We start from the raw sequence: 13,553 nt of genomic DNA, 5'->3' as shown, positions 1-13,553 counted from the left end.
GCACTTTACTTTTTCAATATAGCTTTCTATAATCCTTTCAAAGTCGTGATTTGAACAGCGAAACACAAAAACATGCCTTCTTGCTAAAATAATTGCACATGAAGAAATGATCTTGACCTAAATAACCAACACATAAACAAAAAATCAGCTAGCAAATATAGCCTAGCTGACTGGTTGCATAATTTTTGATTTGTTATTGAGGTAATTACTTACCAAAGTAAATCTGGTTCATATCCTAATTCAATGAGTAATTGGCCAGCATTTCCCTTAAATGCAAGGGTAATCTCTTCGTCAAATTCCTCTTTCCAGTTGCCAATCGTTCCTTTTCTAAACGTAGCGGAGTCTTGAGTTGATATGTTTTCTTTTGCACGTTTAATTACGGTATGATCGATGTTCTCTTTATCCTCTCCTGTAACAAACTGAACGATCTTCTGAACCGATTCGTCTAATGAATCTTCACTCCTTAATAGATCTTCAAACTTAATGGATAGTACGTTAGGTGCAGATAACCATCCTTTAAATTCAGAAAACCAATCGTGAATATCCTGATGACCCAATTCAGGAATTCCTCTTATGATCGATAGCATTCGTTCTTTTTTGGACAGCTGCTTTTTCTTGAAATATTGATGAAGTGGAGCATTTACCTTCTCAATATAATAATTATAAGAGACCACAACATCTCGCAAGTCTCGATATAGAAAAATCTGCTTCATATTGAGATCTTGTAGAAGACTTGCCCATGATGCGGAATAATAAATATGCCCTGACAAAAACTCATTATCGCTTAGTTTCTCTAACTCGCGCTGATGTTCAGCCAATTGTGCAGAAACTCCTTCGTAAAGATGCAGGTTTTGATCAAATGTTATTGAGTGAATACCTGTTAATATTTGAAACATAAGATGTGTTCCACTTTTTGGAAACGAATTAAAGAAAAAAGGACTTATTGTTTTTTTATTCATTTTTTACGATCACCTTTTCTATTTACATGACATGCTTATATATCTTATTCGTTCGTCTCTTAAACGCTTGTACAGCTGCCTGATATCTCATACTTCTATGCATAAAAAATAATTTTATACATACATACACTTTTACCGTTCAACGTACGAAAGATATATAGCAAGACCTTAACCCCTAATTGTTAGCAAGATGAAACCATGGAAAAGGCAGGGATACGCTCCCTGCCTTTTTTCTGTGCACCTTTTATTTAGGTTCTCTTAAAATCCATTTTGGCACTATTTTAATGTAGATTAATTCTCCAATCAGCTCAACAATCGTTTGCGTCACAATCACTGCCGCCACTAATGTTCTCCAAGACTCTGGTAACGCAAGCGCTAACGGAAGAACGACAAGAGAATTTCTTGTTCCCATGCTGAAGATTAGTGCTCTTCCTGAACCTATTTCTAAAGTGAATACACGTGCGATAACGCGAGAAACCACTGGCATGATGATTAAGAATAATAGATAAATTGGTACTACTTGAACGATACTATTAAAATCATTGTAGACTTTTCCTATTTGTGATGCGACTATGACAATCAAGACAAGAGCCATAAACGGGACGGGTAACCATGCTGTCAGGTTTAATGCTTTATCACCTATGGTCTGTTTTTTCGCCCATAGTTGTGTTAGAACCGCTAATAATAAAGGCACCACGATCAATAAGAAAAAGGCTTCTAAAAATGGTCCCATCTGTACGACTGACATCACCTTTTTACCCATAAATAACCATAGATAAAGAGGAAGCAGCACCATCTGGACAACAAACAAAATAGGTGTTGCCGCTAGCATTAGTTTTTCGTTTCCTTTTCCGAGCTGAGTAAAGACGATGACATAATCAATACACGGAGTAAGAAGAACTAAGCAAATCCCCAATACGATTGGTGCAGGCTGTTGGAAAATGGAAATTAGACCCCATACTATGATAGGTACGATTACGAAATTTCCGATTAGCAAAGCTATCATAAATCTGACGTTTGAAACAGCTTCTCTTATCTTTAAAAAAGGAATTTGGGCGAACATCCCGTACATGAGGATAGCGATTAGTGGAGAGATTGTCCATTGAAGTCCAGCTCCGAAATTTTCAAAGGTAAGACCGGTAAAGCCACCTATTAGTAAAGATGTACCGTAAATCCATATTTGTTGATTTTCTAGACCTTCCCTCGTCATGTAATATCTCCTTCTATTCCAAAACTTCGTCGTACAGTTTATGTAAATTACATTCAATAACTTTTAAATTATTAATATACCATTTCCATTATCAATAAAAAAGAACCGCCTCATTTAAAGACGGTTCTACGAATACAAATCAATTGATTAAAATTACTAAGCACGTTCCAGCACTTTAGCCAGCATACGGTGAATAACCTCGTGATCTCGTGGATCATGCAATTGATACTCTTCACCAGGTAGTGTATACCACTCTGCTGCCCCCGCGTATGTGATAGCGAGGTTCAGAATACCTTGTTCATTGCAGCTTGTCTTAAGCTCGAGCTCTCCGCTGATCACACCCACCTCTGTAGTCATTACGCCATGAGTTGCCGTAAAGACTGTTGATTTCTCTTCCATTGGAGCAGCTCCTTTCTAGAAAACAAGTTGGTACATTGTTTATACTCTAAATTGATTAATACGTGCAAGTATTAAGCATGCTTTGAAGTTGTGTTTTTTCCGCTGATTGAAGATTTAAGCCCCAGTTGTACTTTGTTTGAATCCACCATTTTGCGTATCCACATCCAGCTGCAGTACGAGTAGGCTTCCATGTTGATGGATCTTGGTCACCTTTTGATCGATTGGAGCTCGCCGTTACGGCAATAAGTTGAGGTCCTGTAAGATCATTTGCAAAAGCCTCACGTCTGTCAGTCGTCCAGTTGCTTGCTCCTGAACGCCAAGCCTCTGCTAATGGCACAACATGATCAATATCAAGATCAGATGGATTCGTAATCGTTACACCGTCGTAATAGCTGTACCAACTGCCTGATGTTACTGGACAATTCCCGCTAAAAGAGTCTGCATCACGCTTAAGAACAACTTGACGTGTATCACATCCTCCACCTTGACTAGACCAGTGTGGAAATAAATCGCGAGAATAGCCAGTCATTGAACCTTCTGTTTTAACCACTAATGCGTTCAACTGAGATTGTGCAGCAGGTTTAGTAGGCGTTCCTGGCGGTAGCGCCCAAGCCTTTTGGTTATCATCAGATGATACGACAACAAAAGACATCACCAGAGTAAAAATAAACGAACACAACATCGATTTCTTCAACATGCTTAAATCCTCCAATATGTAGTTTTTTGAATCGTTATAATTTTATAACATATTTGTTTGAAGTGGTATTTGATATTTTGCAATTAAACATAATCTAGACCTTAGATATAGGTGGATAGTCTGGATTTTCTACGGCAATTTCACTCACGAAAAGCATTATAGTAAAATATAATTATCTCTTTGTGTTATTCCACTATTGCATCGCAGGCTGTTTTTCTCCTGGTAAAGGAGCCGGTTCCATGCTTTGGTCGTTTGGCGATAAGTCAATTCCATAATCTTTTGCAAACACCATGTGTGTCTCTTTAAGAACGTTTTCGTGATTCAGATCCAAGTTAAAGACACGCGCTCCACGGAGGCGGTTCTTCTCTGCCCCAGGAAGTCCGTACGCTCCAAATCCAGCGCTTCCGCCATAACCTAGCATAATGCCATAATAGTTTCCGGCATATGTGTTAATGTGGTCATGTCCACAAAAGACTCCTTTTACATCACCACGATGCTGCAACGCTGAGAATAATCCAGAGTTGATCGGACCCGGACACTCATCTTCATTTCTCTCACCTGTAATCTGATGTTTGATTTTAGCTCGAGTATGATCAGCTTCTGTTCGGCCATCTACACTCGAATACCACATATAACGGTGCTCCCAAAGCGGAATGTGAATGAACATGAGAGAAGGCACCTTGAATCCAAAACGGTTTTCGATCTTTTGAGATGTTTCGTTGTACCAATTGACTTGGTCAAAACGAACCCAGTCCCATGTTGGATAACCTTCAAAATCTTGGCCCGCAATCTCTTTTGGCGCGTATCTTCCACTATCCATCAACCAGAAATTAAAAGCGGGCTTCTTCCCTTTCGTGTCCCAAACAAGAAGGTTCATGTTCCCAGTTCCTGTGATGTGCTTCGCTCCCTTCTCGTTCACATTGTGTTTATAAGATTGGTAGAATGCTAGCATCTTACTCTCATCCACACCGCTTTTCGGAGTAGAATCTTCATCATGATTTCCGAATGTAATGGCCCACTTAATGCCTCTCTTCTCCATCGGCCCAGCAACGTTGTTCATCGCTTGTTTCATTTCGAGTTCTGTGTCACATCCACCGGTGATTACATCTCCGTTCAATACAACAAAATCAGGCTTCTCAGCATCTAACACTTTTTCCATCAGCTCAATCGTACGTCGGTCGATGCGCTCATCATCTTGCGTATCGTTAAACTGAACGACCTTGAAAGTCCCATTGGAATGAAACTTTAACACCTTCTCTTCCTTTCGATCTGCATGGGCTTTTTCAGTGAATAAGTTGGATGTATCACCGAGCGAACCTAGTGTTAATGCCAACGTGCTCGCTCCACCTATCTTAATAAAATCACGACGATTCACTTGTTTAGAACTCATTTTGCTACCCCTCCGTATTATGTATGTTGGATTGTTTGTTACAAGATTAAGGGTAGCAAGGCTATTTTTAGGTAGTGTTTGATTGGTGTAAATGTTGTGTGAGAGTAATGGTTGAGAGATTTTACAATTTTGGGCCCCCACAAAATTGAAGAAATGGATATATAATAGGCTTAACAATAAAATGTGTTTCATTTGGAGGTTTGTATGTATAAATCTAATAAAAATGTTCCGATTTCTGTGGGCAATGTTTATGCCGTCAAGTTGCCTGATGGCCGATATGGAGCATTCAGAATTATTGATAAACAAAATCGATCTACAACTCTCGTAACCACTCCTTATATTAGTGATAGACTTCCTAACATTGATGATGAAAAATTAAAACAAACGCTAGTCCAAAATCGATTTTTCTTTGATGGGCAAAAGGCGGGATCGATTGTTGATGGTAAACCACCTAAAGAGTTAATTTTTATTGGTAATATTCAGATGAAAGAAGAACGCCGCTTTCCCAGTTATAGTGGCGTTTGGGATAAAGAAACGGGAATAGAAGCTTATTATGAATGGCGCTGGGAACATGATCGAGAAAACTTTGAAAAAGAGATGCAGGAAGATGAAGAACGAATGGCGAGAGAATCACACGCTAAAGTTCAAGTACCCAAGAAAATGATGAGTGAAGAAATGTTTTGGTCTATCATCTCTTTAGTAGATGATGAAGATATAGAAGCTGCCATTCAGAAGTTAGCAGGACTAGGTGTACGGAATATTAAGCAGTTTGAAGAAACCTTGTCTTATAAACTCTTTCAATTAGATACAGAAGAACACGCACGAAACATTGGAGTTTATTCCTATAAGGACGAAAATAAGCATTTTTCGGTTGATTTATTTTTATACTTTCGATGCGCTGTCATTACCAAAGGTAGAGACTTTTATGAATTGGTATTACAGAACCCTATACATATGCCTGAAAACGATACGTGTGAGCCCTTACTAGATCTAGCTTCTGAAGCGTATGAGCTTCGCACCGGTAAAGACTTCGAATATGAAACCGGTTGTGATTATGAAACATTCTCCAATTGCAAGGGTTGGGAATAGCGTGACTAAGTTCTTTAGATTAGGGGTATACTCCATGCAAAATTTGTCGAGATTTAGCAACTCGTCGATAAACGATTGAAACTTGTGGAATTATTATTCAAACTCGTGGAATTATTGACGAAATTTATGGATTAACGCTATATATTTCTTGAATAAAGTGGTTGAATACCCTATATGGTATGTATTATTGCTAAGAACAAGCCACTAAAATGGAGCATAATGACACATTTTCTTCTAGTTACAACTCACTGTTCTCTTTCAAACGCAAAAAGTGACTTTCTGCAACTCTTTTTCTCAAAAATAATCGTTCACCATCCCATTATAATGATATATCTTAGCTCTCGGCCTGTGTTTAACCTCAAACACAGGCTGTTTCTATTTCCAGCACCCAATCCTGTAACGGTGGACAGACTGTATCCATATTTTATTATGAGGAATTTGAGCAGAGATTCTCTACTCGTTCTAGATCTGACAAAAAACAAGGAGGTGTTTGTATTGGACAATAAACACCAATGGAATTTGGATGGATTAAGTACTGGAGACTTTCAAGTTAGTGGCGGTCAGCCACATCATCCCCAAGAACAGCAAGCACAAGACCCTCGTCTTATCGTTCCAGGCTGTGTAATCGGAATCTGTTTTAACTTTTGTGGAGGTTGCGCAGGTTGCGTCGGATGCGCTGGGTGCGGCGGTTGTGCTGGTCGTTGTGGAGGCTGTGGCGGTTGCGGAGGCTGCGCAGGACGTTGTGGTGGTTGCGGTGGACGCTGTGGCGGTTGCGGCGGACGTTGCGGAGGCAGATAATCAGATAAATGCATTGTTCGAAGAAATTTCAGGGGGCTTTGCTCAAGTTTTTGAGCATCAGTCCTCTATTTAATTTTTCACACCCCTACAATCACGATTTCGTCTACCTCAAGTGAACAATTCCTACAAATGTATTTCTCAAATGACACACATACATATATTCACAGTAATTCAAAATAATTTCACGGTAATCCGCAATATATTCACGGTAAATAACTATTTATTCACGGTAATTGGTTTTATATTCACGTTACTCAATTACTTATTAATCATATGACATAACGGACAAGCAGAATCCATAGGTATAGATGATGAGCATTAGGTTAGGAGGGGTATTATGCCAGGTGTCACTCTCTCGATGTGTTTGAAAATCAACCGGGACACGTTCGTCTATCCACAAAATAACGGCGGCGTTTATCTCCGTAATAACGTGACTTCTATACAAATGGACGGAAATACGATCGAGCAATGGCTGCAAAAATTAATTCCTATGTTAGATGGTAACCGGTCCATGGAGGAAATTACGGACGGGCTGCCTGATGCATATAAAGAGCAAGTCTTTAAGATCGCTGAAGTGTTACACAAAAATGGTTTTGTTCGCGATACAAGTCAGGACCTTCCACATCAGCTACCTCCTGCTCTTTTAGAAAAATATGCTTCACAGATTGAATTTATTGATCACCTTAGCCACTCTGGAGCGCATCGTTTTCAAAACTATCGTGATTCAAAAGTCGCTCTAATAGGCGGTGGTCCACTTCTCACTTCTCTCACAGCTTCACTTTTACAATCAGGACTTCCTGCTTTCACAATATTTCACGATATGGTAAACCAAGCTGAAACTAAATTACTGCAAGAACAAATAAAGGCTGCAAAAAAGCATGAGCCCGAACCTTCCATCACCTTTTTACCATTCAATGAAAACAACTGTAAAGAAGATCTATCAAACGTTAATTATGTACTTTATGCAAACGAAGATGAGAACAGAGATGATCTTCTATTAGTCCAAAACATATGCAGGGAACAATCGATATCATTTCTACCTATTACATTACAAAACAATCAAGCTTTTGTAGGTCCTTTTGTCTTATCAGATTCTGCAGCATGCTGGAAAACAGCTTCTTTACGCTTAAACAAAAAACGCAGCGAGGGAAACAAATCCATATCATCGCGAACAGCTTCAAGCCTGCTTGCGAACGTTGCTGTTTTTATGCTGTTCAAAAAGATAACCGGCGTACAGGAAAATTCCGAAAACTCCGTCTATCAACTGAACGTGGAAACCTTAGAAGGAAGCTGGCATCCGGTTTCTCCTCACCCTTTCATAAACAAAAAAATGAAGGTTGATCAGATCGATGACCCTCTCTTGTTTTTAAAACATTCACCCAACCGAGAACTTGATCTGCACTCATTGTTTTATCAAATTACATCAAGGGAAACCGGACTATTCCGCTTGTTTGAAGAAGAAGATCTATCCCAGCTTCCACTGTCACAGTGCAGAGTAAAAGTGGCAGACCCATACGGTGAAAGTGAACCAGAACTCATCACAGCCTCAGGCAGAACACACGAAGATGCCCGACTAGAAGCAGGTTTGTCTGGACTTGAAACGTATGTGAAGAAGTTATTTCATCATTCTCCCGATAAAATGAGTGTTGGTACCGCCCGGTCTGCAGCAGAAGGAATGTGTAGAGCACTGCAAAACAAGCTACAAGAAATCTTCATGAAGTCTCATAACAAAATGCAAGTCTCTGCAGAAATTGATCCGAGATCCATTCAAGATTCATACTCCACATTTTTGATTGGAGCACTATCAACTCTTAGTGATGAAATCAAGCTCTTTTTAGGAAAGAAAGTTCATGGTTTTCCAGTGGTATGGGTTCAGCAGCGTGGTGAATGTTTCGGCTCTATCGGTCTAGATGAGAATCGTGCATTACAAAACGTACTTCAAGGAGCTCTTATGGATCGGCAAAATAACGAAGAAATTTCATGTAAGAAATGCATAAAGTCATCAGCTACCATTTCAACCACCGCACTTCAAACGATTACCCTTTCAGAAACAAAAGAAGTACCACTAACAGAAACATTAGCATCAGCTCTACAAACGTTAAAAAGCAACAATTGCATTGCAACGTTTTACACACTACATGCAGAACCCATTTTGAACGAAAATACTTCTGGCATGTTTGGAATCACACTCTCTTCGGAGGTTCAATCATGACTCAAAAAATCATTTTAATCGGAAATGGTAGTCTAGCTAATAAAGTTTACCAACAATTGTATGAAGCCTGTCACATCTCTCGTTTTAAAATGGTAGAAGATGCAGAAATCAATAATGAAAAACTAGCATTAGTCCTTCATGATAGCTGGAATCCGGCTCAGCATGTTAAAGCAGAAGAATTGTTCCGAAACAGCAATATTCCATGGTTGCGAGGATTTGTATTCTTTGGTGAAGCACATGTTGGTCCACTCGTTCAGCCAGATCAACCAGGCTGCTCACAATGCGCGGATCTACGTTTTTTCATGACCGGTCAAGATCGTAGAGAACATTTTCACATGAAAGACTATCAATGTTCAAAAGAAGAATTACCGCGAGATGTTTGGGCTACTAATCTCGCAATCAACCAGACAGCTGCCCTCATTTGTGATGAGGTCGAGCGTCTCATGCATGTTGGTACTCCTCTCACCTATGAACACGTATACTTGATGAACCTACAAACGTTCAAACTATCTAAGCATTTCTTTTTACCAGATCCGTATTGTGAAACATGTGGTGACATACTACTTGATACCGATGATCATGCTAAGGTTTCTCTTCAATCTAGTCCGAAAATCTCTCGAGACGTTTATCGTTGCCGTTCGATAGATGACCTTCAAAACGTATTAAGTCAAGATTATTTAGATAATCGTACGGGTCTTCTCAACTTTAAAAGATATGACTTGATCTCACCTTTCGCCGACACTGTTGTAAACCTGCCTTTGCTCTCTGGTAATGAACTAAATGCCGGCAGGACACATTCGTATGTGCATAGTGAACAAGCGGGTATTTTAGAAGGACTTGAGCGGTATTGTGGTTATGCGCCACGAGGAAAACGAACAATCGTTTACGAACCATACAACAAAGTGAAAAATGTAGCAATGAATCCCCTATCCATCGGAACTCATGCACAGAAACAATACAGTCAGCACCATTTTCCATTTCAACCGTTTGATTCAGACCGACCGATCCACTGGGTGTGGGGATATTCCTTATCTGAAGATCGCCCTGCATTAGTGCCTGAAACGTTCGCCTATTACAGCATGGGTGGTGGAGAAGGCTTCGTTTATGAGACTTCAAATGGCTGTGCAGTTGGTGGTAGTTTAGAAGAAGCCATTCTTTATGGCATCTTCGAGATCGTGGAACGCGATGCGTTTCTTATGACGTGGTACGGTGAACTGCCGATTCCGCGTCTTGACATGAAATCAATTAATGACGCAGAGCTTCAGCTCATGGTTCAACGCATCCTCCATGTGACAGGGTTTGAGGTTCAATTATTTAATGCTACTACTGAAAACGGAATTCCAAGCATTTGGGCGATGGCAAAGAATACGAAGAACGATGGCTTAAATCTGCTCTGTGCAGCTGGCGCCCATCTGGATCCACTTAGAGCAGCCAAAGGTGCTGTTCAAGAGCTTTCTGGCATGCTTCTTAATATGGAAGAAAGCTTTCTGAAAGACCGTAAGAAATACGAAAAGATGTATAAAGACTCTAGTCTAGTTCGTCATATGGAAGATCACTCGATGGTGTACGGCTTAAAGGAAGCAGAGAAACGGTTATATTTTTTACTAGATAAGCGGAAGGTGCGTGACTTTGAAGAAGAGTTCAAACCGGTTCGTCAAACTGACGATCTTTTAGAGGACCTAAATAGTGTGCTGAAAATCTTTAAGAAACTAAACCTTGAAGTTATTGTGGTTGATCAAACCGGACCTGAATTACAGAGAAACGGTCTTCATTGTGTAAAAGTTATCATACCTGGCATGCTGCCGATGACGTTTGGCCATCATCTCACTCGATTACAAGGATTAGACCGCGTTCTCACGGTACCGATGAAGCTTGGATATGTGAAACAACCGTTATCACCGGACGAACTGAATCCGCACCCTCACCCGTTTCCTTAAAACTGTACGATAGAAAGAAAGGGGCATTGTACACATGAACCTCGATAAGTTTTTATACAACCTTCATTACGAGACCGCTAAGATCACGCCTCCCGATTGGGAAGTGAACTGGGAAGATGCCCCGCTTCCCTATAAACTGTACACAACAGATCTACCTGAAGTTGAATTAACCAGAAATTTTTCTGACACACACTCACCTAGTACTCATCCAACGCTAGCTGATCTAAGTCAATTTCTTTGGTATTCCTATGCAATTACGCAATTGAGTGAGTCGTATCTTTCCATGGATTCAGTGGAAACGTGGATGACTTATCGCCGCTACGTTCCTTCTGGAGGTGCACTTTATCCGAGTGAAGTTTATCTGTATTTGAAGCTCCAAGAAATACCTACTGGTATCTATCATTACAATGCTGCACATCATTCGTTAATTTGTTTGCGTGAAGGCAACTTTGATGAGTATTTGGATCATGCTTTAGGAAATCGCTGCGATATGTCGAAATGTTTTGCAGCTGTATTTGTATCGACTTTTTTTTGGAAGAACTTCTTTAAATATCACAACTTCTCTTACCGTCTTCAAGGACTGGACGCAGGCTTTTTGCTCGGCCAGATGTTAGAAGTCGGAAAACGTAAGAACTTTGCGACTGGCGTTTATTATCAATTTTTAGATGGAGCTATCAATCATCTACTTGGGGTTCATGAGGATGAAGAAAGTGTGTATGCCGTTCTGCCTCTCTCCATAGACAACGAAATGAAATGGTTTGAGGATATAAAAAACGTTCAAATTACCTCAGCAAAACTATGTGAAGAGCTTGAGACCATACATCATCAACGTTACATGAAGTCAAAGGTTGTTCGCCCTTATCCAATGCTGCTTAAAATGAATCAGGCTTGTATGTTGTATGCTTTAACTAATGATAAAAAGCGTCCGATCAATAATGATTCTTCTCTTCTTGTAAAAGTACCGCAAACCAACGATTTAATTCATTCGTTCTCAAAAGCATGCAAAGATCGATATTCCCCAGGACAAGATTTTGTATTAAAACCACTACAGTTCGAAACTCTTTCAAACCTTTTAAATGACCTTACTTTAATGAGTCACTATAGGAATGATATTGATCAAGATCTTTCACTTTTAACGTCCCGTGTTTCCCTTCGCTTTACTTCATATGGTGTAGTTGGACTTTCTAATGGTATGTATGAAGTCTGTAATTCTACTCATGAGATAAAGCAGATCTCACACGGAGATTATCGGACGACTCAACAAGATGGACTGCTTTCCGATTTTGTGAACATGGCGCAGATCCCGCTTTCGTTTAATTTTAGCGGCAGCAACAACCACTACCAGGAACTGTACGGTTATCGAGGGCATCGAATTCAGCATATGGAAACGGGTATCTTAGCTCATAAACTACTACTCGCTTCCTCTCTACAAAGCATGAACGGTCATCCTGTTCTCGGGTTTGATGTTCCTTGGTATGATGAGTTGTTTCAACTAAGAAAATATGAAAGCACGAGTTTACTACAGATTCCAATTGGTTACCACCGGCCGCTAGCAAGATTACAAAGTCGTTTGGATATGTAAAAGCCTGTGGCTATGAGGCCACAGGCTTTAATTTTGTGTATTTAAAGTTGATTTGGACATACCGTACCAATTGCAATACCAAATGGTTCTAATCCTACTGTTACGTTACCAATCACTGTATTTGTCGTAATATCAATAATAGAAACAGTGTTACTTCCAGCTTGGTTATTCGTCACGTAACCAATCCTTCCGTCCGGAGTAATCGCTATATTTGCAGAAACATCCAATAGTGGACTAGTGATAATAGTTGTTTCAATTTTCAGAGCTGTATCAATAACTGAAACGGATGGATCACTTAAATTAACAACATAAGCACTGGTTCCATCAGGGGTAATCGCTACTCCAAAAGGAAAACTAGTACCTGGCACTAATCCAACCGGGATGATGATTTCATTAAGTGTGGTTGTGTTAACTGCCGAAACAGTACCCTCAAAACTATTCGTAACATAGACTTCTGTACCATCTGGAGTCACTGCTACACCAAAAGCACCCGCAGGCGGTGTATTACCAAGAGTAAGTACTGTCTGTGTGGTAGTCACAAGGTCAACGATAGAGAGTGTTCCTTGAGTTTGATCTGTTACATAAGCCGTTAAGCCATCTGGAGATATAGCGATGTTAACAGGTGTGCTAGCGAGGTTTCCAACTGGAAAGACATTAGTTATCGTGTTCGTTAAGGTATTGATTTCGGTTAGTGTTCCATCATTTACATTCGTTACATATGCCGTAGTACCGTCCGGAGTAACGGCGACTCCTGATGGACTTGGTACATTTATCGTTTGGATCACATTATTCGTGAGTGTATCAATAACTGAAACCGTGTTACTATTTAAATTCGTTACATAAGCTCTTCTCCCATTAGGTGTCAATGCAACAAAGACAGGAAATTCCCCCACTGAAATTGTATCGATCGTTGTATTTGTTGCTGTATCTACAACAGAAACGGTATTGTCCCCGGTATTGGTTACATAAGCTAGCACACGGCAAGCAAGTGGAGGAACAGGACTTAGGAAAACACCAGCTACACAATCACAGCTGACAACGAATACTCTTCCATCTCGTAAAAATCCAGAGATACATCCTGAATTTTTATCAAACGTTTGAAAAGTTAACTGAATTGGTACCGCTGTATTTTTCAGAAGGATGGAAATCACCTTACCAGCCTTTAGTTGTTCGAATATACCGCATGTACAATCATCTTGATTTTCATGGAAATCCATCTTTCTTCTCCTTTTGTGACGATTATTGAATCCGTACATTTATTGCTATAGTTTATGCATGTA

Annotated in this window: 11 protein-coding genes; 5 read left to right on the top strand and 6 right to left on the bottom strand. The window is 39.9% G+C overall.

The window, feature by feature from the left end; translation table 11 throughout:
- Positions 1 to 209: 209 nt before the first annotated feature.
- The 5 genes from IHV11_RS06990 to IHV11_RS06970 all read right to left on the bottom strand — a co-directional run bounded on the left by IHV11_RS06990 (position 210) and on the right by IHV11_RS06970 (position 4,655).
- On the bottom strand, positions 210 to 959 hold the full coding sequence (locus tag IHV11_RS06990) for a sulfotransferase domain-containing protein (protein WP_197194134.1): 750 nt from the start codon (positions 957 to 959) through the stop codon (positions 210 to 212).
- 244 nt (positions 960 to 1,203) lie between these two features.
- Positions 1,204 to 2,169, bottom strand: coding sequence for an arsenic resistance protein (locus IHV11_RS06985; RefSeq protein ID WP_197194133.1), 966 nt, complete (start codon positions 2,167 to 2,169; stop codon positions 1,204 to 1,206).
- A 156-nt stretch (positions 2,170 to 2,325) separates the two neighbouring features.
- Positions 2,326 to 2,568, bottom strand: a complete 243-nt coding sequence (locus tag IHV11_RS06980) for a hypothetical protein (protein WP_197130069.1) — start codon at positions 2,566 to 2,568, stop codon at positions 2,326 to 2,328.
- Between the two features lie 55 nt (positions 2,569 to 2,623).
- Positions 2,624 to 3,265 (bottom strand): HNH endonuclease family protein, encoded by a 642-nt coding sequence (locus IHV11_RS06975; RefSeq protein WP_197194132.1) that lies wholly within the window; start codon positions 3,263 to 3,265, stop codon positions 2,624 to 2,626.
- 193 nt (positions 3,266 to 3,458) lie between these two features.
- Positions 3,459 to 4,655 carry a metallophosphoesterase gene (locus tag IHV11_RS06970; RefSeq protein ID WP_197194131.1) on the bottom strand — a complete coding sequence of 399 codons (1,197 nt, stop codon included), beginning with the start codon at positions 4,653 to 4,655 and terminating at the stop codon, positions 3,459 to 3,461.
- Between the two features lie 204 nt (positions 4,656 to 4,859).
- Between IHV11_RS06970 and IHV11_RS06965 the strand changes: the two genes are divergently transcribed.
- The 5 genes from IHV11_RS06965 to IHV11_RS06945 all read left to right on the top strand — a co-directional run bounded on the left by IHV11_RS06965 (position 4,860) and on the right by IHV11_RS06945 (position 12,273).
- Positions 4,860 to 5,744 (top strand): DUF4240 domain-containing protein, encoded by an 885-nt coding sequence (locus IHV11_RS06965; protein ID WP_197194130.1) that lies wholly within the window; start codon positions 4,860 to 4,862, stop codon positions 5,742 to 5,744.
- Positions 5,745 to 6,239: 495 nt separating this feature from the next.
- A complete protein-coding gene (locus tag IHV11_RS06960) occupies positions 6,240 to 6,542 on the top strand; it encodes a hypothetical protein (RefSeq protein ID WP_197194129.1) in 303 nt (100 codons plus the stop codon).
- 337 nt (positions 6,543 to 6,879) lie between these two features.
- The gene (locus IHV11_RS06955; protein WP_197194128.1) at positions 6,880 to 8,754 is read left to right on the top strand and encodes a bacteriocin maturation protein; all 1,875 of its coding nucleotides are present in this window, start codon (positions 6,880 to 6,882) and stop codon (positions 8,752 to 8,754) included.
- Positions 8,751 to 10,691 carry a TOMM precursor leader peptide-binding protein gene (locus IHV11_RS06950; RefSeq protein ID WP_197194127.1) on the top strand — a complete coding sequence of 647 codons (1,941 nt, stop codon included), beginning with the start codon at positions 8,751 to 8,753 and terminating at the stop codon, positions 10,689 to 10,691. The genes IHV11_RS06955 and IHV11_RS06950 overlap by 4 nt, the downstream gene beginning before the upstream one ends.
- Before the next feature lie 34 nt (positions 10,692 to 10,725).
- Positions 10,726 to 12,273: a SagB family peptide dehydrogenase gene (locus IHV11_RS06945; RefSeq protein WP_197194126.1), complete on the top strand. Its 1,548-nt coding sequence runs from the start codon at positions 10,726 to 10,728 to the stop codon at positions 12,271 to 12,273.
- A 41-nt stretch (positions 12,274 to 12,314) separates the two neighbouring features.
- On the opposite strand, the gene IHV11_RS06940 is transcribed toward IHV11_RS06945, so the two are convergent.
- Complete coding sequence (locus IHV11_RS06940) at positions 12,315 to 13,490, bottom strand: hypothetical protein (protein ID WP_197194125.1); 1,176 nt, start codon at positions 13,488 to 13,490, stop codon at positions 12,315 to 12,317.
- Positions 13,491 to 13,553 lie beyond the last annotated feature (63 nt).

It is taken from the genome of Fictibacillus sp. 26RED30, from assembly GCF_015903845.1.
Lineage (GTDB): Bacteria > Bacillota > Bacilli > Bacillales > Fictibacillaceae > Fictibacillus > Fictibacillus phosphorivorans.
The sequence above is the reverse complement of the archived record's forward strand: the minus strand, read 5'-3'. Positions and strand labels throughout refer to the sequence as shown.

Bases quoted from the DNA above. Each gene is read 5' to 3' on its own strand.
- IHV11_RS06990 (WP_197194134.1), bottom strand. From the start codon at position 959: ATGAATAAAAAAACAATAAGTCCTTTTTTCTTTAATTCGTTTCCAAAA.
- IHV11_RS06985 (WP_197194133.1), bottom strand. From the start codon at position 2,169: ATGACGAGGGAAGGTCTAGAAAATCAACAAATATGGATTTACGGTACA.
- IHV11_RS06980 (WP_197130069.1), bottom strand. From the start codon at position 2,568: ATGGAAGAGAAATCAACAGTCTTTACGGCAACTCATGGCGTAATGACT.
- IHV11_RS06975 (WP_197194132.1), bottom strand. From the start codon at position 3,265: ATGTTGAAGAAATCGATGTTGTGTTCGTTTATTTTTACTCTGGTGATG.
- IHV11_RS06970 (WP_197194131.1), bottom strand. From the start codon at position 4,655: ATGAGTTCTAAACAAGTGAATCGTCGTGATTTTATTAAGATAGGTGGA.
- IHV11_RS06965 (WP_197194130.1), top strand. From the start codon at position 4,860: ATGTATAAATCTAATAAAAATGTTCCGATTTCTGTGGGCAATGTTTAT.
- IHV11_RS06955 (WP_197194128.1), top strand. From the start codon at position 6,880: ATGCCAGGTGTCACTCTCTCGATGTGTTTGAAAATCAACCGGGACACG.
- IHV11_RS06950 (WP_197194127.1), top strand. From the start codon at position 8,751: ATGACTCAAAAAATCATTTTAATCGGAAATGGTAGTCTAGCTAATAAA.
- IHV11_RS06945 (WP_197194126.1), top strand. From the start codon at position 10,726: ATGAACCTCGATAAGTTTTTATACAACCTTCATTACGAGACCGCTAAG.
- IHV11_RS06940 (WP_197194125.1), bottom strand. From the start codon at position 13,490: ATGGATTTCCATGAAAATCAAGATGATTGTACATGCGGTATATTCGAA.